Here is a 27000-nt window from a genome sequence, read left to right on the forward strand (position 1 = left end):
CTTGCCGGATTCCGCGGCCCGCGGGATTCGCCGCCCCAACTGGCCGGCCGCCCTCAAGCCCCGGCGCAACCCTTCCGCCTCTGCCCGCCTTCGGCACTCCGGGTACGCCCGTATCGGCTAAAGCGGGGGCCAGGCGTCGGCTTGTGACGACCCGACCCGGTCTCCGTACGGGAATGCGCAGGGCGAGCATGACGGCGTCGTCTCCGGGGCCCGGGTCGGCGAGCAGGTTGCCGATCCGGTGCAGCAGTTCGGGCAGCGGCTGGTCCCGATGGCGGACGGGCAGGGCGGCGAGTTGCGCGATGGTTGCGCCGATGTCGTGACCGCGGCGCTCGATGGGTCCGTCGGTGTAGAGCAGCAGGGTCGCGCCCGGAGGCAGCTGACGTCGGTACTCGGTTCGGTGGACGGACGCGGCCGAGTGCCCGGCTGCCGACAGACCGGCCAGCCGGAAGGCCCGTCGCTGTGGGGTGCCCGGGTCCGCTCCGGTTTCCCGGCCCCGCGCCGCCATCTGCTCTCCGGGCCACCGACAGCCACGGAGCCTCTGCCTTCGGACCTTGCCGGTGATGTCCCGACAACGCCGGCACGGGTGAGATGCGAGGTCACGCGCGCACCCGCACCATAACCGTGGAGACGACTCCGCCTCCGATAGAGGGAGGACTCCTTCCATGGCCATCCGGCATCAGCTGATTCGGCGTCCCCCGCACGCGGTGTGGACCGTGCTCGCCGATGCGACCCGGTACGGGGAGTGGGTGGTGGGGCCGTCCGAGTCGACACCACTCGATCAGGCCTGGCCTGAGATCGGCTCCCGGCTTCGCTACACCGTGAGGCTGGGCCCGTGGTCGACCGATGGGGTGACGACCGTACGCCACTTGGTGCCCGGGCGGGAGCTTGAGCTGGAAGCCTCGTTCAAGGCCCTCGGGACTGCGCGGATCTTCCTCCAACTGCGGCCATGGGGCGAGGAGACCCTCGTCATCTGCGACGAGCACCCGTTGCGCGGCCTGGGAGGCGCCCTCCACAATTCCGCGGTCGAAGCCCTGCTTCAGCTCCGGCACCGGGGAATGCTGGCCCGCCTGGCCACGGTCGTGGAACAGGATCAGGCCAGGACCGGGCACGCCTGACTTCGCGGTGATCGGCTCCGGCCCGCATGGGATGGTGCGTGTACGCGGCGGCGCCTCGATGTTCGAGATCTGTGCGTCGCGTACGTCCACGACCGTGGTGACCGGCAGTACGACCGGGGCGCCCCACCGCGCCGCGATCACCGATGGCTGACCCCAGGTGCTGGTTTGGTGCTGGTTCAGAGGTGCTGTGCAGCGAAAAGCCGCAGGTGGTAGCTCTGGTCGGATGAGTTGTGGTACCACTCGATGGTGGTCCGATGAGACTGGCGGCGACGATCCGTCTGATGCCGGACGGAGCCTTCGGGTCAGCTGCGGTGGAGGCGATGTGAACCACTTCCAGGTGTCTGCGGGGACGTGGGGTGTGGGCACAACGCCTGGGGGCAGTCGGGCGACGAGGCCGGGAAGCTACCTACCGGCGGATCGGCACCCACCACGCGGACCACGGCGTGCGGGAGCACATCGCGGAGCTGCCTCCCCCGCCTGGAGACGGCCTGGATCACTCCTCGTTCGCGCGGCCGCCCTCGCGCGCACCGCCCGCCTCGACATGGCGCGGTCGTGGACTCGTTGGCGTGCGGCCGGGCGCTGTGGCGGAGCCGGTCAGCTCTTCGAGTCCTGGGCGGCGAGGGCGTGCGGGAGGGTGGCGCGGATGGCTGTGATCAGGGTGTGGCTGGCTTCGAAGGCGGCGGCCATGCCGGCGGTGGGGTTGGTGTCGGCCTGCTGGTGGAGGACGACTCCCAGGATGAGGCGGGGGACGCCGGCGACCTCCTGGGTGGCGGCCCACATGAGGTTGCCGCCCGCCGGGGTGGAGGAGCCGGTCTTCAGGCCGATGACGCCGTCCTTGCCGAGCAGTTTGTTGCTGTTGCGGATCGGTGTGCCGGAGCCGGGGGCGGTGACGGCGGGTGTGGCCACGATCTTGCGGAAGGCCTCGTTCTTCATGACGGCGTGGGCCAGTTTCATCTGGTCGGCGGCGGTGCTCTTCGTGCTGGATTCGAAGCCGGAGGCACCGGTGTATGTCGTGCGGTCCATTCCGAGTGCGGCGGCGGCCTTGTTCATCTTCGAGGTGAACCGCTCCTGATCGCCGGAGTCCCAACGGGCCAGCAGTCTGGCGACGTTGTTTCCGGAGGGCAGCATCATGAGCTCCAGGAGCTGGCGTTGGGTGTACCGGCGTCCGGCCACCACGGGTGCGGTCGACTCCGCAGTGGAGAAGGACTCGTCGGCAGCCTGCTGGTCTGCGGTCACCTCCTCGCCCTGGCCGTCGCCGGACAGCGGGTGGCCGGTGAGGATGACGTAGGCGGTCATGACCTTGGTGATGCTGGCGATGGGCACCGGTATCTGATCGCCCTTGGTGCCGAGACTGCCGATGCCCTCGACCTCCGCGCTCGCCTGGCCCTCCGCCGGCCAGGGCAGGTCCAGCGACCGGGCCAGGGAAGCGACAGCCGGGCTGTCGCTGTCCGGGGAGGCGCCCGGACTCCGGAGCCCGTCGCCACCGAAGGCGTACCAGGCGCCCGTACCGGTCGCCATGACGAGAGCGGCGGACAGCGGGACGAGGACGGACCTGCGGAAGCCGGAAGGGGAGCGGCGGTGATGGTCGGCGGACATGGGGAACCTCCAGGAAGACGGGTGCGGATCCCGCACCCGAATCACCTTCGAGGGGCCGTACTTCCGGACCGGTGCGACCCTGTTTCCGCCGCCGGGAGGTCGTGTTGCGGTTCCGTTTCAGGCCGGTCCGAGGTTCAGACGTCCAGGTCGAGGGTGGCCACCGCGCCCCCGTCCGGGGCGTTCGCGAAGGCCAGCCTGGCCCCGAGGACCTCCGCCTGCCCGAGTGCGATGGTCAGCCCGAGTCCGTGCCCGCGCCCCCGTTCGGCGGTTCCCGTGCGGAAGCGCTGCGGGCCTTCCGAGAGCAGCGCGGCGGGGAAGCCGGGCCCGTGGTCCCGTACGACGATCCGCGCGCCCTCGACGGTGACTTCGACGGGGGCCGTCCCGTGCCGGTGGGCGTTCGTGACGAGGTTGACCACGATCCGTTCCACCCGGCGCGGGTCGGTCTCCACCACCCCGGCGTCCCCGGCCTCGACGTGCGTCCGCGTCCCGGTCCGGCGCACGACGTCGGTGACCAGCTCACCCAGCGGCACCGCGTCGGTCCGTGCCCGTTCGGCGCCGGCGTCGAGCCGGGAGATCTCCAGGAGGTCCTCGACCAGCCCGTTCAGGGCCCGGGCCCGGTCGCGGACGAGCTCGGCCGCCTCGTCGTCTTCCGGGAGGAGCCCGGCGGCGGTGGACAGCCCCATCAGCGGGGTGCGCAGTTCGTGCGCGACGTCCGCGGTGAAGCGGCGCTCGCCCTCCAGTTTGCGCTGCAGGGCCGCGGCCATCTCGTCCACGGCCGCCGACATCTCGGTGATCTCGTCACGGGCCCGGCCGGCCGGGCCGATCCGGGCGTCCAGGTCGCCGTCGGCGATCGCCCGGGCGGTACGGGAGCCGCGGCGCAGCCTGCGGTTCATGGGCTCGGTGGCCAGGGCCGCGAGCGGGACGACGACCAGGAGGGCGGCGAGCACGGCCTTGACGATGCTGCGGTCCAGGAGCTGCAGGCCGCGCACCTCGGAGCTCATGTCCGTCCGGAAGACGAGCACCCGGCCGCCCTCGACGGGCATGGCCGCCCACAGCCAGTACCAGTTGGGGGGTTTGCGGTCGTACCAGGTCGCGTACAGACTGGCCGGGTCCTTGGCGGCCAGTGCCCGCGCGAGTGGCGCGTCGAGCCGCTCCGGCGCGAGAACCTCGACGTCGAGCGGCGCGCTGCCCGTACGGGTGTACTCGCGCTCGGCAGCGGTCAGCCGTGCGGCGAGGCGTTCGTGTCCGGTCCGGTCGCCGCGTTGGGCCATCGCCTGGTGGACGAGTACGCCGATCACCGAGGCCACCGCGCAGCAGGCGGCCGCGGTCAGCGCGGCGATCTTCCACCGCAGGGCGCGCGGGTTGAGCAGTGCCATGTTTCCGGCCGGGCCCCTCAGTCGCGGACGAGTTTGTAGCCGAAGCCGCGGACGGTCTCGATCCGGCCGGCGCCGATCTTCTTGCGCAGCCGCAGCACGCACAGGTCCACGACCCGGGTGTCTCCCTCCCAGCCGTAGTCCCAGACGTCGCGCAGCAGCCGGCGGCGGTCCAGCACGGCGCCGGGAGCCGCGGCGAATTCCAGCAGCAGGCGCAGTTCGGTGGGGGTCAGCGGGACGGGCCGCCCACCCCGGTGCACCTCCAGGCCCAGGGTGTTCACGGTCAGGTCGCCGAAGGCCAGTACGCCGGGGGCCGCCCCGGCGTCCGGGGAGGTGACCGCCGGCTCGACGGACTCGGCCGCACTCGTCCCCGGCTCGGTCGGCCGGAAGGTCGCGCGGCGCAGCAGCGTACGGATGCGGGCGACGAGGACGGAGGTGTCGACGGGTTTGACGACGTAGTCGTCGGCGCCCGCCTCCAGCCCGGCGACCACGTCGAGGGCGTCACCGCGTGCGGACATCATCAGGACCGGGACCAGGCTCTCCTCGCGGATTCGCCGGCACAGGCCGATGCCGTCGAGTTCGGGCAGCATCACGTCCAGGATCAGCAGGTCGTGCGCGCCGGCCCGGAACGACTCCAGGCCGCCGAGTCCGTCCGCCGCCACCGCGACCTGGTAGCCGTACCGCTCCAGGGACAGCTGCACGGCGCGGCGGATGGTGGCGTCGTCCTCGACGACGAGGACGCTGACGGGGTCGGGGACCCGGGTTTCCGACACGCCACCTACTTGTTCATTAACGGACATATTTCTCCGGCCATCGTAGTCAGTGGCCCGCGCGGCCCGGTCACAGCCGCAGGGAGGCCGCGACGGGCAGGTGGTCGCTGCCGGTGTCCGGCAGGGTCCACGAGGAGACCGGGCTCACCCCCTTCACCAGGATCTGGTCGATGCGGACCACCGGGAACGAGGCGGGCCAGGTGAAGCCGAAGCCGGACCCCGCCTCCCGCTGCGCCGAGCGGAGCGGTGCGGTCACCGGCCTCAGTGCCGAGTCCTCGGCCGTCCCGTTGAAGTCGCCCATTACGACGACCCGGGGCAGCGGCTCCGCCCGTACGGCCGCGGCCAGCTTCCCGGCGGCTTCGTTGCGGCGCGCGGTGGTGAAACCGGCGTCGGGGGTCACCCGTACCGAAGCGAGGTGGGCGGCGTAGACCGCGACGGGCCCGCCCGGGGTGTCGACGATGGCCCGAACGGCACGGGTCCAGGGCATGATCGGCACCGCTTGCACGTCGTTCAGCGGGTGCTTGCTCCACAGCCTGACGCCGAGGCTTTCGGAGTGGTGCGGATAGCCGGCGGCCAGCTCGCGCTCGTAGACGGGCGTGGCCTTCGAGGACATCTCCTCCAGCGCCAGCACGTCCGCGCCCGACGCGGCGAGCGCTCGCGCGGTCCGCGCCGGATCGGGGTTGTCCTCGTCCACGTTGTGGCTGACCACGGTGAAGTCCCCGCCGTCGGCACGCCCGTCGGTGAGCATCCCGCCGAAGAGGGAGACCCAGACGACCGCGGGGGCCAGGACGGCGACGGCCGCGAGCCGCGAGCGTCGCACCGCCGCCAGTGCCAGCAGCACCGGGACGCTCAGCCCGGCCCAGGGCAGGAAGGTCTGGAACAGGCTGCCGAGGTTGCCGACCCCGTTCGGGATCCACGCGTGCAGCGCCATCAGCAGGGCGCAGCAGAGCGCGGCGGCGGCGATCAACCGACCGCGCCCGCCGCCGGTACGGATGCGGCCGGTGCGGATGCCGGAGCGAGACGGGCACGCCTGAGGAGGCGGGTCGGCGGGCCCCTCTTTCTCGGTGGCCTCGGAACGGTACGGGGTGCTCAGCACGGCAGCTGCCTTCCGATGTCGCGTACACCGCGGATCGGGTACCGGCACAGCCTCGAAGAGGCGCACTTCCGGTTCGTCAGGGGACCGCTTCGAGCGCCCCACAGCTGTGTTTCAGCTGGGTATCGGTCAAACGATCGCCGTCGCGGCGGCGATCGCGCCCTGCCGCCTCGGTCCTCGGCGAGCGGGAAAGGCCCGAACCGATTCGCCCGGCGGGGGCCGGTGTTGTTCCGGGTGCCCGCTACGGCTGCGCCTTACGGTGGGTTTCGTGAAGGAAGACGCGCTGGACGCCGTGAGCACCGAGACGGCCGCCGCGCAGCTCAAGGAGCGGCTCTACGCGACGATCACCATGATCTCCGTCGTCATCGGGCTCGCGGGCAGCGGCCATGTGGACGTCCTCGGAGCCGTGGCGACGGTCACGACCGCCTCGGCGGGATTGTGGCTGGCCGCGCTGGTCGCGGACCAGCAGGCCCATCGCGTGATGCACGGTGCTCTCGCGCGGGGGCGGGAACTGCGCGCGATGCTCTTCGTCAGCAGCCCGCTGTTGCTGTCCGCGGTCGGGCCGCTCGTTCTGATCGGCGTCTCGGCACTGGGGGCGATGGGTCTGGACACGGCTCTGCTCACGGCAGCCGGGGTCAACGTCGCCACTCTGTTCGCGTGGGGGTGCTACGGCGGGATCCGCATGGGCGGCGGGACGCTGTTCGCGCTGATCGCCGGCGCGATCGACGCGGCGATCGGGACGGCGGTCGCATTGGTCAAGGCCCTCGCCGGACATTGACGCCACGTAGCGGCATCCGGCAGCACGCGGACGAAGCGCCGCGACCGAGAAGTCGGGCGGGTACGGCTCCTCTCCGTACATGCCGGGATGCTCGCCATAGGTCCGCCGCCAGTGCGCACGCTCCCGTCGACGCATCGTCGTCGTATGAGAAAGATAAAATGCTCGTTAATGCCCGCTTATTACGCGGTTTAGGCTGATCTTCCATGGATGTGTCTTCGAGTGGGAACGGCGGATGGCGATGAGCGATGAGGTCCCGGCGGTCATCGCGGGTCGGGTGCTGGCACCGACCGAGACCGCACACGTGGAGCCCACGGAGACCGTTTCGTACGCGGTCACGGTGACGGGCCCCTTGGACGCGTTCGCGCTGTCGAAGGCCTTCGCGGCCTCGTGTCGAACCCATCCCGTCTTCACCGGACACATCCGCTCCGGACATGCGGGAATCGAGCTCGTCGTCGACGCCGACCGCACCGTACCCGCAATCCGGGTCCGTACGGGCGAGGGGAGTCCGGAGCCCGCGATGCGCAAGCTGGATCACACCGAGGAACTCATCGGTCTGGAGGTCTCCCACGCCGCCGGCCGCTCTACGGTCACTTTGCTGACGGACCACAGCATCGCCGACGCGAGCGCATCGGTGGCGCTCCTGGCCGAGCTGTGGGGCCATTACACCGACATCGTCGAGACCGGGCTTCCCACACCGCTCGAGGTCTTCCCGGTTCCGGAGTCCCTGGAATCGCTCCTGGCCCGCCGAGGGGTCACCCGGCTCGGCCGCAACGGCCTGGAAGAGCTCTTCGAGCCGGCCGAGGTGCCGGACCGGGCCGAGGAGCGGGCCGAGGAGCGGGCTGAGGAGCGGTCGTCCGCCGAGCCGGCGACCTCCGTCGAGCGGGGCCCGTCGGCCCGCGGCCGGATCCGTTTCACGGCCGGGACGACCTCGGCGCTGGCCCGGATCGGGCGCGCCAACGGGGTCTCGGTCCACGGTCTGGTCTCGGCGGCCGTGATGATCGCCCACGCCAAGGTCAAAGCCGCCACCGACCACGTGGACGAGGTGGCCGTTCCCCTCATCTATCCGGTGGACGTGCGCACCCGCATCAGCCCGCCGGTGGACGCCTTCGCCGGGACGAACATCTTCGGCACGGTCGGATTCAAACGATCTGTCGGCCAGCACACCGACCCGCTGGTACTGGCCAAGGAACTGCTCGACGAACTGAACACGAGCATCGAGGACGGTGTCGTACAGCAGTCGCAACTCCACCTGACGGGGCAGGACCAGGACGCCTCGCAACCCGCGGCCGCGGAGAGTGCCGGCGAGGAGGATGCCGAGACGGCGTACGTGCTGGCGGACGACACGCTCATGCTGACGAACTGGGGAAGGATCCCGGACCTGCGCACACCGGCCGGTTGTGCGATCGAGGATTTCCGCGGGGCCATCATCGATCAGAGGTTCCGTCCGGCCGGGCGGGCGAATCCCGAGGAGATGGCCGCCCCCACCTCCACGTACATCGTCACGAGCTTCGCCGGACGGCTCAGCGTCGAACTGGCCACGGCGCACTCCGCCGCGCGTGCCGGCGACATCATCTCGGCCCTCGAAAGGACCGTGCAGCGGCTGACCGCCTGAACACGCCCGTCCTTTCCCGCCTGCCGCAGGCCGTCTCTTCCGGCGGTCCCGTCAGGGAGCCGGGGAGTCGGTCGCGCGGGCGATGCCGTCGAGGCGGCCGTCGGTCCACGCGTGTCGCGCCGCGTCGCGAGCGGCCGGGGGTGCGCCGGGGTGTCGGTTACGGGTGCGGGCGTTTTCCACGACCGCCCAGCCCTTGCCGCCGTCGAAGGTCCGGAACTCGACCAGGTGGTGGTCGAGGTGTCCAGTGATCATCACTGCCATGAGGGACAGGTACTCTCCCCGGAGGTCGGGGGTGAGCTCGCCCTCCTGCGGTCCTCCCAGGAGGACCTGCTGCTCCTCGGCCAGGAGCGTGCACGTGGTCTGGACGGCTCGGACGAGTGCCTCGAACTGCTCCCCGCCCAACCGCTTCCGTAAGAACTCCAGATGGGAGCCGAGGGCGTCGGCCTCCCGGCCGCCTCCCGACCCACCGGGATCCGCCTGCGCTCCAGGCCCTCCAGGGTCCGGCGGATGATTCTCGGTCATGCTTCCGCCCTTCCCCCGACGGCCGTTGCCCTGCGCAGTGTAGGCAGAGGCCCGCGCTCCGACGGCGCTCTTCGGCCACCCGGCCGGCCGCGGCCGCCTTCTCTGCGGCGCCCCTGGCCCCAGGCGCCCCGAACGCCATCGACTATGCCAATTGCACATTCAAAAGGAATGCGATTTCGGCAATTCCGGGATGGATTACCCGCGTTCACTCTCCCAACGTTGACAGCGTGCTGCGTTCTGAGGGTAAATGAGTTCACGGGTGGCCTGATGTGGTCGCCGATAGGCCGGATCACGCCACTCCGTGACCGGTTCATTCCGCCCGTCACCTGGTGTGGCCGTGGCGATGTCGTAGCAGAGGGGCGTTTGGGTCGCGGGTGTACAGCGCGGTCGTGTAGTGAGCGGGTATTGACGAATCCGATTCTTCCGTGGGGGATCAATGGCCCAGCTCAGCTCTTTTTCCGTCCCCGATTTCCACCTTCCGTTCGGGAACTCCAAGCACCCCGGGGCCGCCCGGGCGAACACCGAGGCGACCTCCTGGGTGTTGCAACACGAGCTCGTGACCGCCGCGGCCGAGCAGTTCTCGGGCATCGGCGTGGGCCACCTGGCCGGCCGGGTGAGCGGTGACGTCCCCTACGAGCGCGTCCTCTTGCTCGCCGAGTGGATGGCCTGGTCGTTCGTCCTGGACGACCAGCACGACCACCTCATCAGGGCGGGAGAGGTCGCGGCCTGGCGGCCCGTCACCGATGCGATCACCGGCTATCTGCGAACGGGGCGGATCGAGAGGTCGGCAGCGGGCCGAAATCCGTTGGTGACGGGATTCGTCGACCTGTGCGACCGGATCCTGGCCGGCATGTCCGAGGGGACCGCGGCCCGGTACCGTGCCCATGTCCCCCTCATGCTGCACTCCTTGGACCAGGAGGCGGGCAACCGCGCAGCCGCGACACGCCCGGGAGTCCAGGAGTACGTCCTCATGCGCCGCCACAGCTCCCAGATCCTTCCGATGATGGACATGGTGGAGGCCGGGCTCGGGATCGACCTCCCGCAGAACGTCCACGACCTCCCCGAGTTCCACGCTCTCGCCGCGAGCGTCCTCGACGTCATCTCATGGGGCAACGACGTGTTCTCCCTGCCGAAGGAGCACGCCTGTGGGGACACCAACAACCTCGTCTCCCTCATCTCCTTCTGGGAGAGGTGCTCCCTCCCCGACGCCGTCCAGGCGGTCGAGGGGCGAATTCAGGAGCGCATCGAGCAGTATCTGACCGAAGAAGAACGTCTGATTCAGGCCGTCAACGCGCTCCCCGGGACGGAACCGTCGCTGGTCGACGCGGTCACCCGCTGCGTGCGCAGTTACGAGGACTGGATGATCGGCGCCGATCTGTGGCAGCGTTACGAGTGCACGCGGTACAGCGACGAACGGTTCGCGGCCGGACTGGAGTCTGCGTACACCCGCCCGGATCTTGTCTCCGCGGCGTGACGGAGAGTCAGTTCATGTCATCTGAAGCGCATTCCGGTCCCGGGGTTCATGCTCCGGTCGCTCCGGGACGGTTACCGCTCCTGGGTCACGCGCTGCAACTGTGGCGCCGGCCCATCGCGTTCCTGGAGTCGCTCCGGGAATACGGCGACATCGTACGGCTCGACATCGGCACCTGGCCCGTCCACGTGCTGACGAGCCCGGAGCACGTCCACTCCGTGCTGGTCCAGCAGGCGCAGCAGTTCGGCCGGGGAAGGATCTTCGACAGGCTCCGTCCGGTGTTCGGCAACGGGATCGTGACCACCGACGGCGACTTCCATCGCAAGCAGCGCCGGATGATGCAACCCGCCTTCCATCGCAACCACATCACCGAGTACGCCGAGGTGATGTGCCGGCAGGCGGAGGTGATGTCCGCGTCGTGGACGGCCGGCCGTGAGATCTCCATGGTCACGGAGGCGCGCGGGTACGCGATGTCTTCGGTCGCCGAGATGATCTTCTCGGGGGACCTGAGCCGGCCCGCCGTCGACGAGGTGCACCGCTCGCTGCCCATCGTCCTGGAGGGCATGCTCGTGCGGGCGGTCATGCCCAAGTCGCTGGACCGGCTGCCCATTCCGTACAACCGGCGGTTCGACGGCGCGGCCGCCCGGCTGCGCCGGGTCACCGACGAGGTGATCGAGCAGTACCGCGCCGAGGAGCCGGCCGACCGGGGCGACCGCCACGACCTGCTCTCCTTGCTGCTGGCGGGCGTGGACTCCGAGACGGGCTCGGCGATGGATGCCGAGCAGGTGCGGGACGAGGTCATGGCCATCATGCTCGCCGGCACCGAGACCTCCGCGACCACCCTGTCCTGGATCTTCCACGAGATCGGCCGGCACCCCGAGGTGGAGGCGCGCGTCCATGCCGAAGTCGACTCGGTGGTGGGGTCCCGGCCCGTGCGTCCCGAAGACATACCCGCGCTGACCTACACGCACGACGTCTTCCAGGAAGCCCTGCGCCTGCATTCCCCCTTGCTCTTCACCCGCAGGGCCCTGGCCCCCCTCACACTCGGCGGAATCTCGATCCCGGCCGGCGCGGAACTGGCCTACAGTCCCTACGCGTTGCACCGGGACCCCGCGCTCTTCCCCGACCCCGGCGTCTTCGACCCGGACCGCTGGCAGAAGGGGGCGAAGGAGCGGTCCCGTACTCACGGTTACGTCCCGTTCGGGGCCGGTCAGCACAAGTGCATCGGCGATTCCTTCGCCGTGGCGGAGATCCTGACCGCGGTGGCAACCGTCGCCTCGCGATGGCACCTGAAGCCCGCCCCGGGCGTCACCGTGCGCGAGCTTCCCGCAGGGATCCCGCAGCCCAGCGAACTGCCGATGATTCCCGTGGCGCGGAAGGTACAACATTCTTCTCATACGAGTGAGGAGATACCGCAATAGTGTGCTGAAACAGCATCAACTCCTCCTCCGGCCCGTACACTCTGCCGCACGTGCTGGAGGGGGTAAAGGATGTCACAGGTCACGGAACCGAGAGGCTGGAACACTCAGCCCCTGCTGGAGCGGGAGGCGGAAGTCCTCGCGATCCAACGCGCGGTGGACGTTCTCTGCGGCATCTCGGGCAATGGCTCGGCCAACCGCAGCGGGGGTGTCCTGACCTTCGCCGGATCGGCCGGCATAGGCAAGACCACCCTGCTGAACGAGGCTCGCCGCCACGCCGCGGACCGCTCCTGCACCGTGCTCTTCGCGCGAGGCGGCGAGCAGGAGCGGCAGGTTCCGTTCCACGTGATGCGCCAGCTCATCCAGCCGGCCCTCGCGGCCATGAGCGAGGACGAACGGCGCGAGGCGCTCGGCAACTGGTACGGCATCATCGCCCCCGCACTCGGGCTGACCGCCGCCCCGAAGGGCCCGACGGGGCCGGACCCGCAGGGCGTGCGCGACGGACTCGACTGGGTGGTCACGCATCTAGCGGTACGCAACGCCCCCGTCGTGCTGATCGTCGACGACGCGCACTGGGCGGACGCGGAGTCCCTGAGCTGGCTCACCTCCTTCGCGGCGCGCGCCGAGGAACTGGCCATGCTGATCATGGTGGCCTGCCGGCCCGACGAGATCCCCGCCGACGCCGGCGCGCTGCGCGCCCTCATGGGACGCCACGGGACGCGCCCGCACGAGCTGGCTCCCCTGACCACGAGCGCCGTCGCGCGCATAGTGCGCGACGCCCTCGGTGAGGACGCGGACAACGTGTTCTGCCGCGAATGCTGGGCGATCACCGGCGGAAACCCCTTCGAGGTGGTCGAGCTGGTCATGAAGGGCCGCGACCGGGGGTTGAAGCCGTACCAGGGCAACATCCCCCAACTGCGCGACCTGGCTTCCGCGGTCAAGGGCAGCGGCCTGATCGACCGGCTCGAACAGCTCGGCCCGTCCACCGTCCGGCTCGCGTGGGCCGCCGCCGTGCTCGGCACCGCGGTCCCCCTCGGCATCGTCGGTGGCGTGGCCGCCCTCGGTGAGGCGCAGGCCGCCGAGGCCATCGACCGGCTGCGGGCCGCACGCATCCTGACCGTCCTCACGAGCGTACGGCGCAAGGAGGTCGTCGAGTTCTTCCACCCGCTCATCGCCACCGCCGTGTACCGCTCGATTCTGCCCGGTGTACGCGTAGCCATGCATGGGATGGCCGCCCAGGCAGTGATGGACGACGGGCAGGGATCCGCGGCCGCCGCCCGCCACCTGCTGGAGATGCACCCCGAGGGCGACCCGTGGGTCGTACAGCAGCTGCGCCAGGCCGCGCGCGAGAGCTTCTCCGCGGGCGCTCCTGATGCCGCGCGCCGCTACCTGGCGCGTGCCCTGCGCGAGCCCCCGGAGGTGGAGGACCGCGCCGAGGTCCTGTTCGAACTCGGATCCGCCAACCTCCTGCACGATCCCGCGACGACGATCAACCAGCTCAGGGCCGCGCTGGAGGAGCCCAAGACCGACCAGGCCCTGCGCGAGGCGATCACGTACCGGCTCGCCCAGGCGCTCGGTCACACGGGTCAGCTGGGTCTGGCGGCAGGACTCCTCGCGGACGAGGCCCGGCGTGCCACGAGCTCCCGTACGCGGCTGCGCATGCAGGCTGAGCAGTTCAAATGGAACGCTGTCCGGTTCGACGAGGAGAACTCGCCCGCCCGCTCCCGGCTCCTCGCCCAGTTCGCCAAGAGGCTCACCGGTCGGGGGCTGCCCGAGCGGCACATCCTCGGTCTGCGGGCCTGGGACGCCGCGATGCGCGGCGAGCCCGCCTCCACCGCCCTGGAATACGCGGAACAGGCGCTTGACGGGGGCATGAGCTGGACCGACCAGGACTTCGGCTTCGAGGTGCCCGCCGTCCTTGCGGTCACGCTCATGTACTGCGACCAGCCCGGCCGGGCCGAGGACCTCTTCAACACCGCGATCGTCGAGTTCGAGGGGAAGGGCTGGCGCGGCGCGCACCTGTCGTTCGTCTACACCCTGCTCGGCTACGTCCGCTACCGGCGCGGGCAGCTCGCCGAGGCCGAGGACTTCGTACGCAACGGCCTGCAGATCGCCGACCGAGTCGGCACCGGGATCCCGGCGCAGTGGTACGCGATCGGTACCCTCATCGAGACCTTGCTCGCCCGGGGGAACACCGCTGAGGCCCAGCGCATCGCCAAGGCCTACAAGCTGGCCGACGGCTTCCCCCAGGCCGTGGTCTATCCCGATCCGCAGGCCGTGTGGGGCAAACTGCTCCTGGCCCAGGGCAGGATCGAGGAGGCGGAGCACCACCTCACCGCAGTCGGCCGGCGCCTGGATCTGCGCGGAACGCGCAATCCCTCGTGGAGCCCCTGGCAACTGGACTTGGCGCTCGCGCAGGCAACGCATGCGCCCGAGCAGGCACAGGCCACGGCGGCCGAAGCGGTCGCACGGGCCCGCGCGTTCGGGACGTCCAGCGTGATCGGACACGCCCTGCGCGTCGCGGCCGCGGCCACGGACCCGACCCAGGCGGCGGGCCTGCTGCAGGAGGCGGTGGAGTACCTCGAACAGTCTCCGGCCGCCTGCGAACTCGCGCACGCGCTCATCGACCACGGCATGGCCCTGCACGCCATCGGCGATCCGCATCAGGCGGCGCAACAGACTTACCGGGGAATGGAGTTGGCCGCCGACTGCGGCGCCGACGGGCTCGTGAGCCGGGCCAGGGCCCAGCTGACCTCGGCCGGTCTGCGGCCTCGCCGTCTGCACACCTCCGAGCAGGACACCTTGACCGTCGCCGAGCTCACAGCTGCCCGCCACGCCTCGGCGGGGATGGACAACAGGGCGATCGCCGCGGCGATGCACACCAACGCCCAGGCGGTGACGGAGCTGTTGTCCGCGGTCTTCACGAAACTGGGCACCGACCGGCTCGGACTGCACCGGGCGCTCGGAGCCTGATCGCACGGCCGGCCCGCGGGGGACCCCGGGCCGCCGTCGGTGTCCCCGGTGCGGACCGACGGCCGTCTGCGGGTGAATCCCGTGATCACCGCCTGGCACGACGGGGTGCTCGACGGGGTCGACACTGGGCGTTGGTGTGCTCGGAGACCCACAACGGGATTCCGACCTCCAGCACGGTGCGGTGGAGTCGGAGGACCGAATCGGGCATGACGGCGGTGACGTACCGGCGGTCGGTCGGAGCGACCGCCGGGTGTGGGCACAGCGTAGGAGTCCGCAGGGCACCGGGACATGTGGTGCGTCAACACGATCAGCCCCGGTCGGGGCGTGGACCGTGACGAGCGTTCGTCCGGGAACGTCGATGGGGAGGCGAGGGGCTTTGGGGCGCGCGGAGCGCATGCCGATGCGATAGGAGCAGGTGGAGGGGCGGGGGAGCGAAGCGAGCCGGACGCCGAGCGCGGCCCAGTCGTGCAGCGTCGCAAGAGCGGCGACGTCTCACGCAGTCCATGTTTCCTGCCCGGCCGGTGCGCCAAACCCGGAATCGGGGACTTCGCCGGTCGTGCGGCAGCTCTTGGGACCTTCGGCCCCGATGAGGACCTCAACGACCCTCTCCACTGGGGCGCCTCGGTGTCAGCGTAGAGCTACCCCAAGTAGCAGTCAGCGAGGAGGAACCATGGAAAGCAACCGTGGCTGTCCGGAACTCGGATCGGTCATCGTCGGCGTCGACGGGGCCGAACCGGCCCGGCGGGCGGCGCTCTGGGCCTCGGACGAGGCCGCTCGGCGCCGACGCCCCCTGCACATCGTGTACGGGTCCGACATCGACGGACGTGTCCTCGACCTCTCGGACGAGGACACGGAACGGGTCCGAGCCGCGGGCCGTGAACTGCTCGAGGCTACGGCGGATGCCGTGCAGGCCCGACATCCCGCGCTCTCCGTGACGACGGAGCTCAGCCGCAGCGGCCCTGCCATGAGCCTGCGCCGCGCCGCAAGCAGCCATGGAACCCTTGTCGTCGGCAATCGAGGGCCGGGTGGCTTCAGCTCGTTGACCCTGGGCTCGGTCGGACTCGAGGTCGCGGCGGAGGCCCGCACGCCCGTGGTCATCGTCCGGGGGAGCGATGAGGAGGCCGGGCACGACGTCGTGCTGGCCGCCGTCCGCGACGAGCGCGACCTCGATTGCCTGCGTCATGCGGCGCGGGCGGCCGAGCTGCGCAAGGCCTCGTTGAGACTGCTGCACGTCCGGAACATCGTGCAGTCGGTCGGCTCGGCGGCGAGAGCGTTCGGGGGCCTGGATGCGGTCGGCGGCCGCCAGGAGCAGAGTCTGGCGGCCGTTGCGGAGCAGATCCGGGACGAGTACCCCTCGCTGACGGTCCAGGTCGGCACGGAGAAGAGCGTGTCCGTCGCGGGGGTGCTGGTGGAGGCGTCCCGCCACGCGGACCTGCTGGTCATCGGCGGGCGCCGGACGACCGGACACATCGGCCGCACCCTCGGGCGCGTGACACACAGCCTCGTGCACCATGCCCACTGCCCCGTCGAACTCATCCCCCGGCACGGTGACGAATGCAGGAGTGAGACGTCATGACCATCACCGAAGTCGGCGAGATCGTCGTCCGCATCGACCCGGAGAAGAACTGGTACGCGGACTTGGCTCAGGCAGCCGCCGAGGCCGGGCAGAGAGGACTGGGGCTTCGGCTCGTCTTGCCCATGTCCCCGCAGCACGATCCGCTCCGTGCCGAGGAGGGCCGGGGAGCCACCGAGAACTGCCGAGGCCAGAGCCTCCAGGGGTCGGATCAGTGCTGTGGGGAAGAAGAGGTGTGTCGCGGCGAACAGGACGACAGGCCCTAGCACCCCGCATGCGCAGAGCCCGGCCCGGTCCTCGTCACCTGGCCGGGCTCAGTGGCGCGTTCAGCGCCGCACCGCGTGGGCAGGTCGGCGTTGGGATGAGGAAAGCGGTGCACCGGACCGGAGACGTGCCTCAAGGCCCGCCGCCGCGCCCGCCGCGGAGCAAGCACTACTCGCGTTCGGGTGCTTCAGGGGTGTGCGGACAGCTGTCGTCCCGGGTGTCGCTCCAGGCAGTCCGGGGACCGGTGCAGGCCTTCGGGTCGTGCCCTGTGTGTACGCGAGACCCTTTCAACGACTCGGAACAAAAACGGTTCTGCACGCATGTGCGGGACCCCTGGCGGCGACGCCGCACGTCATCGGCTCGTTGAACGGAACACGGGGATGCACACCCGTACTCGGTGCTCCGAGCGTGCCGAGTACGGGTCCGTATGGATGGTGCCCGGCACCCGGCACTCAGGGGTGCGGGACGACCGCGACCGGCGCCGTGGAGTGGTGGAGGACGGCGTGGGCGACCGGGCCGAGGTGGGTGCCGATGGCCGAGCGCCGGATCCGTCGGCCGACGACGACCAGCGAGGCATCCACCGCGGCCTCGAGGAGCTGGCCGGCGGCCTGCCCGACGGAGCATTCCTCTTCGACGCGGACCTGGGGGTACTTGCCGCGCCAGGGCCGCAGTGCGTCACCGAGCGCGGTTGCCGTGCCGGCCGCCATGCCCTCCCGCACCTCGGGCGCGAGCAGCACCGGGTCGAAGGAGAACGTCGGCGGCATGCTCCAGCCGTGGACCACACGCAGCGGGGCCCGGCGTACGGCCGCCGCGTCGAAGGCGTGGTCGAGCAGTTCGTCACACGGGCGGGAGAGGTCCAGCCCGAGCACGACCGGTCGGTAGGTCCCCTCCTGTGCCCCGTTGCCGTCGGGGGCCTCCTGGTAGGGAGTGTCCATCCAGGTGCCGGACCGCACGACCACGACCGGGCGCTCGGCGTGGGCGAGTACGGACTGGGACACGGATCCGACGAGGAAGCCGGTCATTGCCCCCAGCCCGCGTGAGCCGAGCACCAGAACCTCGGCTTCCTGCGCGGCGGCGGCCAGTACGGTCAGCGGCCGCCCGTCCACCTGCTCCGTGGTGATCGCCAGGCCGGGATGCCGCTCGGCCAACTGCCGGGAAGTCTCACGTGGGATGCGCTCGCCCCAGTACTGGGACGACGGTGCGGCCCCGGTCCGCGACGCGTAGCCGTAGGACGGCACCCATTCCTCCACCGCGTGCAACAGCTTGAGCGGGAGCCGACGCAGCCGCGCCTCCCGGGCGGCCCACTCGGCGGCGGCAAGCGATGCGGGGGAACCGTCGAGGCCCGCGATGACCGTATGTGACATGGCGTTTCCTTCAGAACCGTGAATGACGGAGCGACAACCGCCGGCGGCGGCGTGTATCCCACCCTTCCGCTCCGGGACGAGGGGAAGTGAGGGTCCAGGTGGCCCGGGTGCCGGGCCGAACGTCCCTCCGTCACCCGGCCGGACGGCGGCTTCACGAGGCACGAGGGTGGTCAGCCGTGAGAGATGACGGCCACCGGCGTCCGGCAGCGGTGCGGGACCGCGCGGGCAACTGCTCCGGTGTGGCCCCCAGCCGGGAGTCCCGGTTGCGACGGCCGATGAGGGTCAACTCCCGTGCCGGCGCGGCCCGCATGGCCAACGGGCACGGCGGCCCCGGTCCTTGGTCCCTTGGTCCCTTGGGTGCGATCCCTGCCGCGTCGCCTGCGGGGCGGTCGCAGACGTGCGGGGCTTCTACCGGGCGGCCCGGCTCGGGGGCCGTCCGGACCGGGAGCGGAAGCCGACGGGACCTGACGGCCGGCTCCCCAGGGCTTTCTCGGTCTGGTGCGGCGTCCCACCGCATTGCTTCGAGGGACGTTTGGCTGCGCGGTCCGGGCCGTTCGTCCCCAGGGCGCGCCGTCCCCTGAGCCGGGACATTGGAAGGGCAGGCACATGGCCTGCCGTGAGGGAAGGCTTCGACGTCATGGCTCTCCACCAGCACCGCCAGCCCGGGATGTCCGTCGCAGGGTGGCGGAAGGCCGCCACGGCCACCGCATCACCCGACGGCACGGCCGACGAGCTCACCGCGCCTCTGGCCGTCGCGCGCATCGCGGCGACGACCCGCCTGCTGACCTCGTTCACATTCCTCTGGGCTTTCGCGGACAAGGCGTTCGGCTGGGGGTACGCGACTCCGTCGGGCAAGGGCTGGATCGACGGCGGTTCTCCCACCAAGGGCTTCTTGAGCCATGTCGCCGCCGGGCCGCTGGAGGGTACCTTCCACGCCTGGGCCGGAGCGGCATGGGCCGACTGGGCCTTCATGCTGGGGCTGCTCGGCATCGGTATCGCCCTGGCCGGCGGCGTCGCCCTGCGGGCCGCGGCTGCCGCGGGCACCGTGATGATGGCGCTCATGTGGGCCGCGGAGTGGCCTCCGGCCCGGCACGTCTCGGACGGCACCCTCAGCATGTCGACGAATCCGCTGGTGGACTATCACGTCCTCTACGCGGCCGTCCTGGTGATGCTGGCGGTGATCGGTGCCGGTCGCGTATGGGGTCTGAGCACCGCCTGGCGGAGCCTGCCCCTCGTCCGCCGCAACCGGTGGCTCCTGTAGCGAATGCGTCCATCCGGGGCCGCCACGGCCAGGCGGGCCCCGGATGGCGTCGTCGACCTGCCCCTCCGGCGTCCTGCCGGAGGGGAGGTGTCGATCTGGGTGGACGACGAGGGCCGGGTACCGAGGGCTCCGCGGTCCACGGCGGCATCGGTGTTCGCCGGGGTGGAGGCGGGAGCCTCGCCCGGTTGCCCCATCGCGCTGACTGCGGCCGGCGATCGCCCGGGAGACGCGTTGCGCAGCGGTGGCGCGATGCCTACCGGGCTTCGAGAACGTCGGCCGCCGGACGGCGGGGCGTTTCGGGGCCCTGAGGTCCGTAGCCGAGGCGCAGGACCATGTGGACGTGGCCCATCGCGGCGACCGGGTCGCGGACGGCCCAACGCAGTTCGGGCCATTCGAGGGGCTGCGATGTCATCGAGGCGACGAGCCCGTCGGACGTGGCCTGGAGCAGCCCGCGTTGCAGTGCCTGGCCGGCGCTCAGCCAGTCCTCCGGGGTGTCTTCCGGCGTGCCCAGCAGCGCGATACGGGGGTGCTCTTCGAACACGGCCGACTCACGACCCGGAACGGGGCGCCAGCTGCCGAAGTCGCGTACGGGAGCGCGGGATCCCGTCTGGCTGGGGCCGAACGCGTTCCCGGGGATGCCCGCGTCGCGCGGTCCGCCGGACGCCGTGTCGGCGTGCGTCCAGCGCGCGGTCTCCTCCCGTGCCGCGGGATCCATGGCCTCGCGGTGTTCGGCGTCGTGTACGAGGTCCAGTACGGCCTCGGTGTGCCAGGTGTCGGGCAGGACCAGCCGGGCTCCTTCGAGGAGGGCCGCCGCGCAGAGTCCGTCCTGAACGGCGGAGGGGATCTCCTCGCCGGTGAAGGGGAAGCGGCTGGTGTGGCGGCGCCGGACGGCGGGGTGCAGGGCTGCGAGGTCGTGGTCCGCGGTCCGGGTCTCCCGCAGTACCACTTCCGCCAGGTACAACGGCCGTTCCTTCTCGGGCAGGAGCGTGACGGCCGTTGCCCAGCCGGCTGCCGCCGCGGCCACCCGGAGATTGAACAGGGCCGCGGCGCAGCCCAGATGGAGGGCTCGAAGGTCCGGGTCGGTGTGGGGCATGGCGCGTTCTGGGTCGCCGTGCAGCTCGATGGCGTGGTCGTCGGGCCGCAGGACGAAGCGCCACGGCTGGGCGTTGTGCATGGACGGGGCGATGACGGCGTCCTCCACGAGGGCGAGGACGGTGCTGCGGTCGAGGCCGGCTGTGGGCACGGTGTGATCCCTTCTGTGCGGGTGCGTCAGTCGTGCGCCACGACGGCTACCGGCAGCGCGCAGTGATGTGCGACCGCGTGTGCGACCGATCCGATGTGGGCGCCGAAGGAAGAGGCGCGGATGCGGCGGCCGATGACGACGAGCGCCGACTCGTGGGACGCCTCCAGGACGCGGACGGCCGCCTGGCCGACCGGTGTGCTCCTGTCGACTTCGACTTCGGGGTACTTGTCGCACCAGGGTGCGACCATGTCGTCCAGGGCGACGGCGACAGCGCGGCTCATTTCCTGGAGTAGGGCAGGGTCGAGGCCGGGGGCGTAGCCGAGGACCGGAGGAGGAGTCCAGGCGTGCACCACGCTCAGCCGACCCCCACGACGCGAGGCCTCGTCGAACGCGAAGGCCAGCAGCTCGCCGCACGGCCGACGGGCGTCCACGCCCGCGACGACCGCGCCGTCGGCCGCGCCGTCGGCCGGGGCGTCGGTCGAGGCCCGGACGAGGACCACAGGGTGCCGAGCTCGGGCGACGGTTCCCGACGCGACCGATCCCATGACGAAGCCGGCCATGCCGCCGAGTCCGCGCGAGCCGAGTACGAGCATCGACGCCGTGTCGGCCGCCCGCGCGAGCGCCTCCGGGGGGAGGCCGCCCAAGCGGCGCGTGGTGATCTCCAGCCCGGGGTGCAGAGCATGGAGCGAGCCCGAGGTGTCCTCCAGCAGGGTGTCCGCCCACCGTCGGGTGATCTCGCCGGTCGAGGCCGTGTGCGCAGGGTGCTCCAGCCACTCCTCCACGTGGACGATCTCCAGCGGTACTCCTCGCAGGAGGGCTTCACCGGCAGCCCACCGCGCGGCGGCGTCGCTCTCGGCGGAGCCGTCCAAGCCCACCGCGACATGGTGCGTCATGCGTCTCATCTCCCTCGGATGGCGTCGGGTGCCGCTTTCAAGCGTCCACCTCCCGGACCCGCGGCGCAGGCGGTGGGCCGCGCGGTGGCCGTCAGCCGTGGGCGAGCACGGCGACGGGCGTCGACGACGCCCTCGACGGCCCGGATCGCGCGGATGGGCAACGGGACCAGAGCCCGGTCGCCCCAGGTCGCCACCGAGAGTCGCGATCAAGTTCCGTACGGTGACGCCGTCCTGTACCCGAGGGCGCGAAGGCTCTCCTTCGGGTGAGCGATCCGATCGGTCGAAGCCGTGTTCAATGCGGGCCTCCGAGCGTCCCCGGCCTCGCCGTCCGCGCGGCGGCCCTGTTCCTCGTGGGGCATCGGCCGGGCGATGTCGACGACGTTGACGACCCGGACGGCCAGCGAGGGGAGGTGCTCGCGGAGCAGGGCCGCGGCGGCCAGGACCTCCATGGTGGGCACGTCGCCGGCGCAGGCGAGCACGACGTCCGGCTCGTGGTCCCGCCGGGAGGGGAAGACCGGCCCTCGGGGAGGGACTGTCGGCCCCTGTGTGCCAAGGCATCCGGCGGCGAAGGTGAGTTCAGCGGCGCCGGTTCCCCTGGCCGGTGCCGCTCCCCTGCCGGCCGACCCCGATGCTCCGGCATCAGTACGGAGGACAGACTCGTGAACCGCACCCTGGTAGTCGGAGTGGACGGATCCCCTCAGAGCCGGGCCGCGGCGGACTGGGCCGCACGGGAGGCCGTACGGCGCGATCTGCCCCTGCACGTGGTCCACGCCTGGCTGTGGCAGCCGATCGCAGCCCCGATCGTCCAGGAACGCGACACCGAGGCCCACCGCGCCGACGACGTCCTGAACGAGGTCGAGGCCGAGCTCACTCACCGGTACCCGGAGCTGGCCCTCACCGCGGAAGTGCTCTGCGACGCGCCCGTCCCTGCCCTCCTGCGCGCCGCCAAGGAAGCGGAGTTGCTGGTGCTCGGCACTCGCGGGCACGGAGCCCTGGTCGGGTTCCTGCTGGGCTCCTACGGTCGGCAGGTGATCGCCGCCGCCGAGGGCCCCGTCGTCTCCGTGCGCTCCGCGCACGGCAGGCCGGTGGCCGTGCCGGAGGAGGGCGAGGTCGTCGTCGGGCAGCAGGGCGGCGTGCAGGAGTCCGCCGAGGTACTGCGCGTCGCCTTCGAGGCCGCCGCGGTGAGGAAGGTACCGCTCCGTGCGGTCCGTGCCTGGAGCCTGCCCCCGGTCTACGGCTACAGCCCCGGGTCGATGTGGATCGCCGACCAGTTCGGTGGCCTGGAGCCGTACGAGAAGGCCGCGCTGGAGCAGGCGCTGGAGCCGTGGCGGCTGAAGTACCCGGAGGTCGAAGTCGTCATGCACGTGGAGCAGGGCAGTGGCGGCCACGTGCTGCTGACCGCGGCGTCGGACGCGCAGCTGCTGGTCGTCGGCCGCCGGGTCCGCGAATCGGCGGTGGGCGCGCACATCGGGTCCGTGGCGCATGCGGCCCTGCACCATGCGGTCTGTCCCGTGGCCGTGGTCCCGCACGCCTGACCCGGCCCGGGTCAGGAAGGGAGGCCGGGCACGCGACCGTACGGCGTGCCCGGCCCCATCACGTGCCCAGCCATCACGTGCCCAGCCACCGCGTGCCCGCTCGCCGACTATTCCGCGGACGGGACGGGGCGCTGCTTCGGCGGGATCAGCGTGTGGCTGGCGATCACCGCTGCCTGGACGCGACGCTCCACCCCCAGCTTGGTGAACAGGCGCGAGATGATGTTCTTGACGGTCTTCTCGGCGAGGTACATCCGCTGGCCGATCTCCCTGTTGGTGAGCCCCTCGCTGACCATGACGAGGATCTCCTTCTCCCGGTCGGTGAAGCCGGGCAGACCCGGGACCCGGTCCTCCTCGGGTACGTCGCCGCGCATGCGGGCCATCAGCCGGGTCGTGGCTCCGGGATCGAGCATGGACTGGCCGGCCGCGACCGTACGGACGGCGGTGACCAAGTCGGTGCCGGTGATCTGCTTCAGCACATAACCGGATGCGCCCGCCATCACCGCGTCCAGCAGAGCCTCCTCGTCGTCGAACGACGTCAGCATCAGGCAGGCCAGCTCGGGCATACGCGAGCGCAGCTCGCGGCACACGCTCACGCCGTCGCCATCCTGGAGCCGTACGTCGAGGATCGCCACCTGGGGACGCAGTGCGGGGATGCGGATCAGGGCCTGTTCCGCCGTGCCCGCCTCACCGATCACGTCGAGGTCGGGCTCCGCGTCGAGCAGATCGTGCACCCCGCGGCGTACGACTTCGTGGTCGTCGAGGAGGAAGACCGTGATCGGAGGCTTGATGGGGGAGGGGGCACCGCTGTCGTTCATGACGCAACTCCTTCGCCTGGGATCGTCCGGTGCGCCCGAACCCCAGCATCGTGCCCGTGGGAGGGGCCGAACGGACAGGGCCGATAGGCCCTCATCCGGCCGCTCCTCCGTGCGGTAGGCCCCTGGGGAAAGGGACCTTCGGCCCTGGGCGGGGGGCATGCGGACCTTCCCGGGACCGCTGTGCGTGCGGTGAGCTGGAGCCGCACGGGGAACGGGGAAAGGTGCGGCCCGACCGAAGAACCGCACGCAGCGTGGAGGGTCCCATGACGACCACCTTGATCGACCTGAAGTCCACGGTGAGGAGCGAAGGGGACGTGCGCGTCACCCTGACCGGAGAACTCGACTTTCACACAGCGCGACAGGTGGAACCCCGCCTCACCGGCCTCGCCGAATCCAGTCACCGCAGACTCGTCCTGGACCTGTCCGGGATCTCCTTCTGCGACAGCTCGGGCATCGGCCTCTTCTTGCGTGTCGACCAACGCTGCCGCTGGGCCGGAACCCGGCTTTGGCTGTGTGGCGTGCCGCCTCTGGTGGCCAAGTCGATGAGGGTACTCGGCGCCGATCGCGTGCTGCGGACCGTCGCGACTTGAGCGGGGCGGCTTCCGAGTCCGGTTCTCCGGCCGGGACCATTTGGCCCTGGTTCCCCTGGCGATCGCGGGGGAGGCTGGTGACTCGGAAGGCGAAAACGATCGATACCGGATGAGGGTGCGGATCATGGAGCAGGACGGCATGGGACGCGCCGACGGTCAGGCGGGCGATGCGACGATCGGTCGGCGCATGCGCGAGCTGGACAGGACCGAGGCGCTCATGCTCCTGGCAACGGTGTCCCTGGGGCGCATCGTCTTCACGCAGCACGCTCTGCCGGCAGTCCGTCCGGTCAACCACCTCGTCGAGGGTGAGGACATCATCGTGCGGATCCATGACGACGGGGCGCTCGCCTCCCTCGTGGCTCCGGCCGATGTCCCCGGCGTGGTGGTCGCCTACGAAGCGGACGCCATCGATCCCGTCACCCACTTCGGCTGGAGCGTCGTCGTCACCGGTTACGCGTGCCCGGTGACCGATGCCGACGAGGTGGCCCGGTTCGCTTCCCTGCTGCGTCCCTGGGTGGGACACCCCATGACCGGAGCCCTGAGGATCCGCCCCGACCTCGTCACCGGATTCCGGCTGGAGGCGGAGCGGACGCCGCCCGAGTCGGCTGTCCTGGGCTGATCGCGTCGGGGCCGTCAGCTCCCGGTGGGGAGCGGCGCCCGCCAGACGAGCCGACTGCCTCCCTCGTCAGGGGTGTCCACGGTGAAAGACCCGCCCAGGCCCCGTGCCCGGTCCTCGAGGTTGCGCAAACCGCTTCGGCGGCCCTGGGCCGGGATGCCCCGGCCGTTGTCGGAGACCGTCAGCACGATCTCGCCCGGTTCCGCTTTGAGGGCCACGGCGACCCTGGTCGCACCCGCGTGGCGCGCGGCGTTGCTCAGGAGCTCGCCCAGCGCCGCCATGGCATGGTCGGCGACCTCGGACGGGACGTCCGTATCGAGCAGGCCCTCCATGCTGAGGCGCGGCGGATGGCCGAGGGTGGTGGCCGCCTCGCCGACGGCCCGTGCCGCGCGGGCCCGCAGACCTGGTCCGCTCTCGCGGTCCTTGGTGCGCAGACCGAAGATCGTCGAACGGATGATCTTGATGGTTTCGTCCAGGTCTTCGACGGCGCGGCTGACGCGTTCGGCTGCCCCTTCGTGTTCGACGAGCCGAGCGGCGCTCTGGAGGGTCATGCCGGTGGCGAAGAGCCGCTGGATGGCCAGGTCGTGCAGGTCCCGTGCGATCCGGTCGCGCTCCTCCAACAGTGCTATCTGTTCCGCGTCCCGGCGCCGCTCCGCCAGCTCGAGGGCGATGGTCGCCTGACCCGCGAAGGCGACGAGCGGCTCGAGCTCGTTCTCGCCGAAGGCGGGCTCTCCGGCCTCGCGCGCGAGCAGCAGCACGCCCCTGCTCTCCCGGCCGGCGGTGCCCAGCGGGACCGCGACGGCGGGACCCAGCCCGTCCTGTGTCTGCGCATCGGCCGGGTAGCGGTCGTCGTCCGAGGCGTGGAGGACCGTGACGGGTTTGCCGGTCCGGTGCGCGGTTCCCGAGAGGGTTCCCGCGAAGGGGACCACGAGTCCCTGCCTGGCCTTGCTGTCCGCACCGGCCGCGAACTCCACGAACAACCCCTCCGCGCCGGGGACCGGCATGGAGATGTCCGCGATCCGGGCCCCCGTGATCTCCTGGGCCCGCAGCGCGATGAGCTCCAGCACCGCCGGACGGGGACTGCCGGACAGCAGGCTCTCGGTGATCTCCGCATTGGCCTTGAGCCACAGCTGCTGGCGCTGGGACCCCTCGTAGAGCCGGGCGTTGTCGATCGCCACGCCCGCCGCCACCGAGAGGGTGGAGATCACCGTCTCGTCCTCGGTGTCGAAGTCGAACCCGCCCCGCTTGTCGGTCAGATAGAGATTCCCGAACACCTCGCCCCGCACCCGGATCGGTACGCCGAGGAACGTGCGCATGGGCGGGTGGTGCGGCGGAAACCCGTACGAGGAGGAGTGGGCGCCGAGATCGGTGAGGCGCAAGGGCTCCGGGTGGTGGATGACCTCCCCGAGCAGACCGTGACCGGCCGGCAGGGGACCGATTTCGGCGATGGCTTCCTCGTCGAGCCCCACGGTCAGGAACTGCGACAGGGTACGGCCATCGGGGCCGATGACCCCCAGTGCCCCGTAGTCGGCGTCGACGAGCAGGGCCGCGGCCTCCACGATCCGCCGCAGCACCTGGGCCAGGTCCAGTTCCCGGCCCACCGAGACGACGGCCTCCAGCAGGCTGTGCACCCGGTCCCGGGTGCCGCGCACGGCGTCGATGCGTACTTGGAGCTCGTCGAGCAGCTCGTCCAGCCGCATCCGAGGCACTTGCGTCAACGGATCCCCCACACTCACGTGTTTCCCCTTCGCTGCCCACCCCGTCCGGAGCCCAGCGTATCGGCACAGACGGGCCCGAAGAGGGCATCGGCTGCGGGCACTGCGAACGGGGGCCGATGCCTGGTGAGACCTGAGAGTGAGGGCCGGGCGGGGTCCCGACACGGGTGCGCGACGCGAGAGGCATCGGGGCACCGATGGTCCGCGAAGTCCCGCAGGTTTCGGGCCGGGCCGGCGTGAGGCGGGCATGAGGAAGGGGCGGTACGGGTTGAGGTACCGCCCCTCGAGCATGCTGCCCGGTGCTAGAGGACCTTGGAGAGGAAGGCCTTGGTGCGGTCGTGCTGCGGGTTGCCCAGGACCTCGCGGGGGTGGCCGGATTCGACCACGACGCCGCCGTCCATGAAGACGAG

Annotated in this window: 22 protein-coding genes and 3 pseudogenes; 12 read left to right on the forward strand and 13 right to left on the reverse strand. The window is 71.1% G+C overall.

The annotated features are described in order from the left end of the window. Positions 1 to 184: 184 nt before the first annotated feature. Positions 185 to 670, reverse strand: a pseudogene (locus tag ACFYM0_RS02550) (SpoIIE family protein phosphatase); the annotation flags it as partial. Between ACFYM0_RS02550 and ACFYM0_RS02555 the strand changes: the two are divergent. Beyond that, positions 663 to 1115 (forward strand): SRPBCC family protein, encoded by a 453-nt coding sequence (locus tag ACFYM0_RS02555; RefSeq protein WP_388495770.1) that lies wholly within the window; start codon positions 663 to 665, stop codon positions 1113 to 1115. The pseudogene ACFYM0_RS02550 and the gene ACFYM0_RS02555 overlap by 8 nt on opposite strands. 594 nt (positions 1116 to 1709) lie before the next feature. Here the strand turns inward: ACFYM0_RS02555 and ACFYM0_RS02560 are convergent. The 4 genes from ACFYM0_RS02560 to ACFYM0_RS02575 form a co-directional block, all read right to left on the reverse strand. Beyond that, on the reverse strand, positions 1710 to 2711 hold the full coding sequence (locus ACFYM0_RS02560) for a D-alanyl-D-alanine carboxypeptidase family protein (RefSeq protein WP_388495772.1): 1002 nt from the start codon (positions 2709 to 2711) through the stop codon (positions 1710 to 1712). 134 nt (positions 2712 to 2845) lie between these two features. Further along, positions 2846 to 4087: a sensor histidine kinase gene (locus ACFYM0_RS02565; protein WP_388495774.1), complete on the reverse strand. Its 1242-nt coding sequence runs from the start codon at positions 4085 to 4087 to the stop codon at positions 2846 to 2848. A 17-nt stretch (positions 4088 to 4104) separates the two neighbouring features. After that, positions 4105 to 4884: a two-component system response regulator CseB gene (gene cseB, locus ACFYM0_RS02570; protein WP_388495776.1), complete on the reverse strand. Its 780-nt coding sequence runs from the start codon at positions 4882 to 4884 to the stop codon at positions 4105 to 4107. A gap of 40 nt (positions 4885 to 4924) precedes the next feature. Then, the gene (locus tag ACFYM0_RS02575; RefSeq protein ID WP_388495848.1) at positions 4925 to 5863 is read right to left on the reverse strand and encodes an endonuclease/exonuclease/phosphatase family protein; all 939 of its coding nucleotides are present in this window, start codon (positions 5861 to 5863) and stop codon (positions 4925 to 4927) included. Between the two features lie 352 nt (positions 5864 to 6215). On the opposite strand from ACFYM0_RS02575, the gene ACFYM0_RS02580 reads away from it, so the two are divergent. Together ACFYM0_RS02580 and ACFYM0_RS02585 are read left to right on the forward strand one after the other, a co-directional pair. Next, positions 6216 to 6725, forward strand: coding sequence for a hypothetical protein (locus ACFYM0_RS02580; RefSeq protein ID WP_388495778.1), 510 nt, complete (start codon positions 6216 to 6218; stop codon positions 6723 to 6725). A gap of 232 nt (positions 6726 to 6957) precedes the next feature. After that, positions 6958 to 8337, forward strand: a complete 1380-nt coding sequence (locus tag ACFYM0_RS02585; RefSeq protein ID WP_388495779.1) for a hypothetical protein — start codon at positions 6958 to 6960, stop codon at positions 8335 to 8337. A 51-nt stretch (positions 8338 to 8388) separates the two neighbouring features. Here the strand turns inward: ACFYM0_RS02585 and ACFYM0_RS02590 are convergent, their stop codons facing one another. Beyond that, complete coding sequence (locus ACFYM0_RS02590; protein WP_388495780.1) at positions 8389 to 8859, reverse strand: hypothetical protein; 471 nt, start codon at positions 8857 to 8859, stop codon at positions 8389 to 8391. 436 nt (positions 8860 to 9295) lie between these two features. Here ACFYM0_RS02590 and ACFYM0_RS02595 point away from each other — a divergent pair, with 436 nt between their 5' ends. The 5 genes from ACFYM0_RS02595 (at position 9296) to ACFYM0_RS02615 (ending at position 16560) form a co-directional block, all read left to right on the forward strand. Continuing rightward, positions 9296 to 10333 (forward strand): lyase, encoded by a 1038-nt coding sequence (locus ACFYM0_RS02595; protein WP_388495782.1) that lies wholly within the window; start codon positions 9296 to 9298, stop codon positions 10331 to 10333. 14 nt (positions 10334 to 10347) lie between these two features. Next, complete coding sequence (locus ACFYM0_RS02600; RefSeq protein WP_388495783.1) at positions 10348 to 11751, forward strand: cytochrome P450; 1404 nt, start codon at positions 10348 to 10350, stop codon at positions 11749 to 11751. A gap of 69 nt (positions 11752 to 11820) precedes the next feature. Then, the gene (locus ACFYM0_RS02605; protein WP_388495785.1) at positions 11821 to 14721 is read left to right on the forward strand and encodes an ATP-binding protein; all 2901 of its coding nucleotides are present in this window, start codon (positions 11821 to 11823) and stop codon (positions 14719 to 14721) included. A 670-nt stretch (positions 14722 to 15391) separates the two neighbouring features. Further along, positions 15392 to 16297 (forward strand): universal stress protein, encoded by a 906-nt coding sequence (locus tag ACFYM0_RS02610; protein WP_388495786.1) that lies wholly within the window; start codon positions 15392 to 15394, stop codon positions 16295 to 16297. Then, positions 16294 to 16560 (forward strand): hypothetical protein, encoded by a 267-nt coding sequence (locus ACFYM0_RS02615; RefSeq protein WP_388495788.1) that lies wholly within the window; start codon positions 16294 to 16296, stop codon positions 16558 to 16560. The genes ACFYM0_RS02610 and ACFYM0_RS02615 overlap by 4 nt, the downstream gene beginning before the upstream one ends. A gap of 450 nt (positions 16561 to 17010) precedes the next feature. Here ACFYM0_RS02615 and ACFYM0_RS02620 read toward each other — a convergent pair whose 3' ends face one another. Then, on the reverse strand, positions 17011 to 17922 hold the full coding sequence (locus ACFYM0_RS02620) for a universal stress protein (RefSeq protein WP_388495790.1): 912 nt from the start codon (positions 17920 to 17922) through the stop codon (positions 17011 to 17013). Between the two features lie 637 nt (positions 17923 to 18559). Between ACFYM0_RS02620 and ACFYM0_RS02625 the strand changes: the two genes are divergently transcribed. Further along, on the forward strand, positions 18560 to 19183 hold the full coding sequence (locus tag ACFYM0_RS02625) for a hypothetical protein (RefSeq protein WP_388495792.1): 624 nt from the start codon (positions 18560 to 18562) through the stop codon (positions 19181 to 19183). Between the two features lie 253 nt (positions 19184 to 19436). On the opposite strand, the gene ACFYM0_RS02630 is transcribed toward ACFYM0_RS02625, so the two are convergent. The 3 genes and pseudogenes from ACFYM0_RS02630 to ACFYM0_RS02640 all read right to left on the reverse strand — a co-directional run. After that, a complete protein-coding gene (locus tag ACFYM0_RS02630; protein WP_388495793.1) occupies positions 19437 to 20426 on the reverse strand; it encodes an Acg family FMN-binding oxidoreductase in 990 nt (329 codons plus the stop codon). Between the two features lie 26 nt (positions 20427 to 20452). Further along, the gene (locus ACFYM0_RS02635) at positions 20453 to 21319 is read right to left on the reverse strand and encodes a universal stress protein (RefSeq protein WP_388495794.1); all 867 of its coding nucleotides are present in this window, start codon (positions 21317 to 21319) and stop codon (positions 20453 to 20455) included. Positions 21320 to 21663: 344 nt separating this feature from the next. Further along, positions 21664 to 21810, reverse strand: a pseudogene (locus ACFYM0_RS02640) (hypothetical protein); the annotation flags it as partial. Positions 21811 to 21978: 168 nt separating this feature from the next. Between ACFYM0_RS02640 and ACFYM0_RS02645 the strand changes: the two are divergent. After that, positions 21979 to 22854 carry a universal stress protein gene (locus tag ACFYM0_RS02645; RefSeq protein ID WP_388495796.1) on the forward strand — a complete coding sequence of 292 codons (876 nt, stop codon included), beginning with the start codon at positions 21979 to 21981 and terminating at the stop codon, positions 22852 to 22854. 107 nt (positions 22855 to 22961) lie between these two features. Here the strand turns inward: ACFYM0_RS02645 and ACFYM0_RS02650 are convergent, their stop codons facing one another. Beyond that, positions 22962 to 23669: a response regulator gene (locus ACFYM0_RS02650; RefSeq protein WP_388495798.1), complete on the reverse strand. Its 708-nt coding sequence runs from the start codon at positions 23667 to 23669 to the stop codon at positions 22962 to 22964. 263 nt (positions 23670 to 23932) lie between these two features. On the opposite strand from ACFYM0_RS02650, the gene ACFYM0_RS02655 reads away from it, so the two are divergent. Both ACFYM0_RS02655 and ACFYM0_RS02660 read left to right on the forward strand, forming a co-directional pair. Then, a complete protein-coding gene (locus ACFYM0_RS02655) occupies positions 23933 to 24259 on the forward strand; it encodes an STAS domain-containing protein (RefSeq protein WP_388495799.1) in 327 nt (108 codons plus the stop codon). Between the two features lie 124 nt (positions 24260 to 24383). Beyond that, the gene (locus ACFYM0_RS02660) at positions 24384 to 24878 is read left to right on the forward strand and encodes a pyridoxamine 5'-phosphate oxidase family protein (RefSeq protein WP_388495800.1); all 495 of its coding nucleotides are present in this window, start codon (positions 24384 to 24386) and stop codon (positions 24876 to 24878) included. A gap of 14 nt (positions 24879 to 24892) precedes the next feature. On the opposite strand, the gene ACFYM0_RS02665 is transcribed toward ACFYM0_RS02660, so the two are convergent. Continuing rightward, entirely contained in the window at positions 24893 to 26575 is a 1683-nt protein-coding gene (locus ACFYM0_RS02665) for a GAF domain-containing protein (protein ID WP_388495850.1), read from the reverse strand. A 317-nt stretch (positions 26576 to 26892) separates the two neighbouring features. After that, positions 26893 to 27000, reverse strand: a pseudogene (locus ACFYM0_RS02670) (ectoine/hydroxyectoine ABC transporter ATP-binding protein EhuA); the annotation flags it as partial.

The organism is Streptomyces sp. NPDC006487 (assembly GCF_042870555.1).
Classification (GTDB): domain Bacteria; phylum Actinomycetota; class Actinomycetes; order Streptomycetales; family Streptomycetaceae; genus Streptomyces.

Bases quoted from the DNA above. Each gene is read 5' to 3' on its own strand.
- ACFYM0_RS02565 (WP_388495774.1), bottom strand. From the start codon at position 4,087: ATGGCACTGCTCAACCCGCGCGCCCTGCGGTGGAAGATCGCCGCGCTG.
- ACFYM0_RS02610 (WP_388495786.1), top strand. From the start codon at position 15,392: ATGGAAAGCAACCGTGGCTGTCCGGAACTCGGATCGGTCATCGTCGGC.
- ACFYM0_RS02655 (WP_388495799.1), top strand. From the start codon at position 23,933: ATGACGACCACCTTGATCGACCTGAAGTCCACGGTGAGGAGCGAAGGG.
- ACFYM0_RS02605 (WP_388495785.1), top strand. From the start codon at position 11,821: ATGTCACAGGTCACGGAACCGAGAGGCTGGAACACTCAGCCCCTGCTG.
- ACFYM0_RS02615 (WP_388495788.1), top strand. From the start codon at position 16,294: ATGACCATCACCGAAGTCGGCGAGATCGTCGTCCGCATCGACCCGGAG.
- ACFYM0_RS02600 (WP_388495783.1), top strand. From the start codon at position 10,348: ATGTCATCTGAAGCGCATTCCGGTCCCGGGGTTCATGCTCCGGTCGCT.
- cseB (WP_388495776.1), bottom strand. From the start codon at position 4,884: ATGTCCGTTAATGAACAAGTAGGTGGCGTGTCGGAAACCCGGGTCCCC.
- ACFYM0_RS02590 (WP_388495780.1), bottom strand. From the start codon at position 8,859: ATGACCGAGAATCATCCGCCGGACCCTGGAGGGCCTGGAGCGCAGGCG.
- ACFYM0_RS02585 (WP_388495779.1), top strand. From the start codon at position 6,958: ATGGCGATGAGCGATGAGGTCCCGGCGGTCATCGCGGGTCGGGTGCTG.
- ACFYM0_RS02620 (WP_388495790.1), bottom strand. From the start codon at position 17,922: ATGTCACATACGGTCATCGCGGGCCTCGACGGTTCCCCCGCATCGCTT.
- ACFYM0_RS02635 (WP_388495794.1), bottom strand. From the start codon at position 21,319: ATGACGCACCATGTCGCGGTGGGCTTGGACGGCTCCGCCGAGAGCGAC.
- ACFYM0_RS02665 (WP_388495850.1), bottom strand. From the start codon at position 26,575: ATGCGGCTGGACGAGCTGCTCGACGAGCTCCAAGTACGCATCGACGCC.
- ACFYM0_RS02625 (WP_388495792.1), top strand. From the start codon at position 18,560: ATGGCTCTCCACCAGCACCGCCAGCCCGGGATGTCCGTCGCAGGGTGG.
- ACFYM0_RS02555 (WP_388495770.1), top strand. From the start codon at position 663: ATGGCCATCCGGCATCAGCTGATTCGGCGTCCCCCGCACGCGGTGTGG.
- ACFYM0_RS02660 (WP_388495800.1), top strand. From the start codon at position 24,384: ATGGAGCAGGACGGCATGGGACGCGCCGACGGTCAGGCGGGCGATGCG.
- ACFYM0_RS02595 (WP_388495782.1), top strand. From the start codon at position 9,296: ATGGCCCAGCTCAGCTCTTTTTCCGTCCCCGATTTCCACCTTCCGTTC.
- ACFYM0_RS02560 (WP_388495772.1), bottom strand. From the start codon at position 2,711: ATGTCCGCCGACCATCACCGCCGCTCCCCTTCCGGCTTCCGCAGGTCC.
- ACFYM0_RS02650 (WP_388495798.1), bottom strand. From the start codon at position 23,669: ATGAACGACAGCGGTGCCCCCTCCCCCATCAAGCCTCCGATCACGGTC.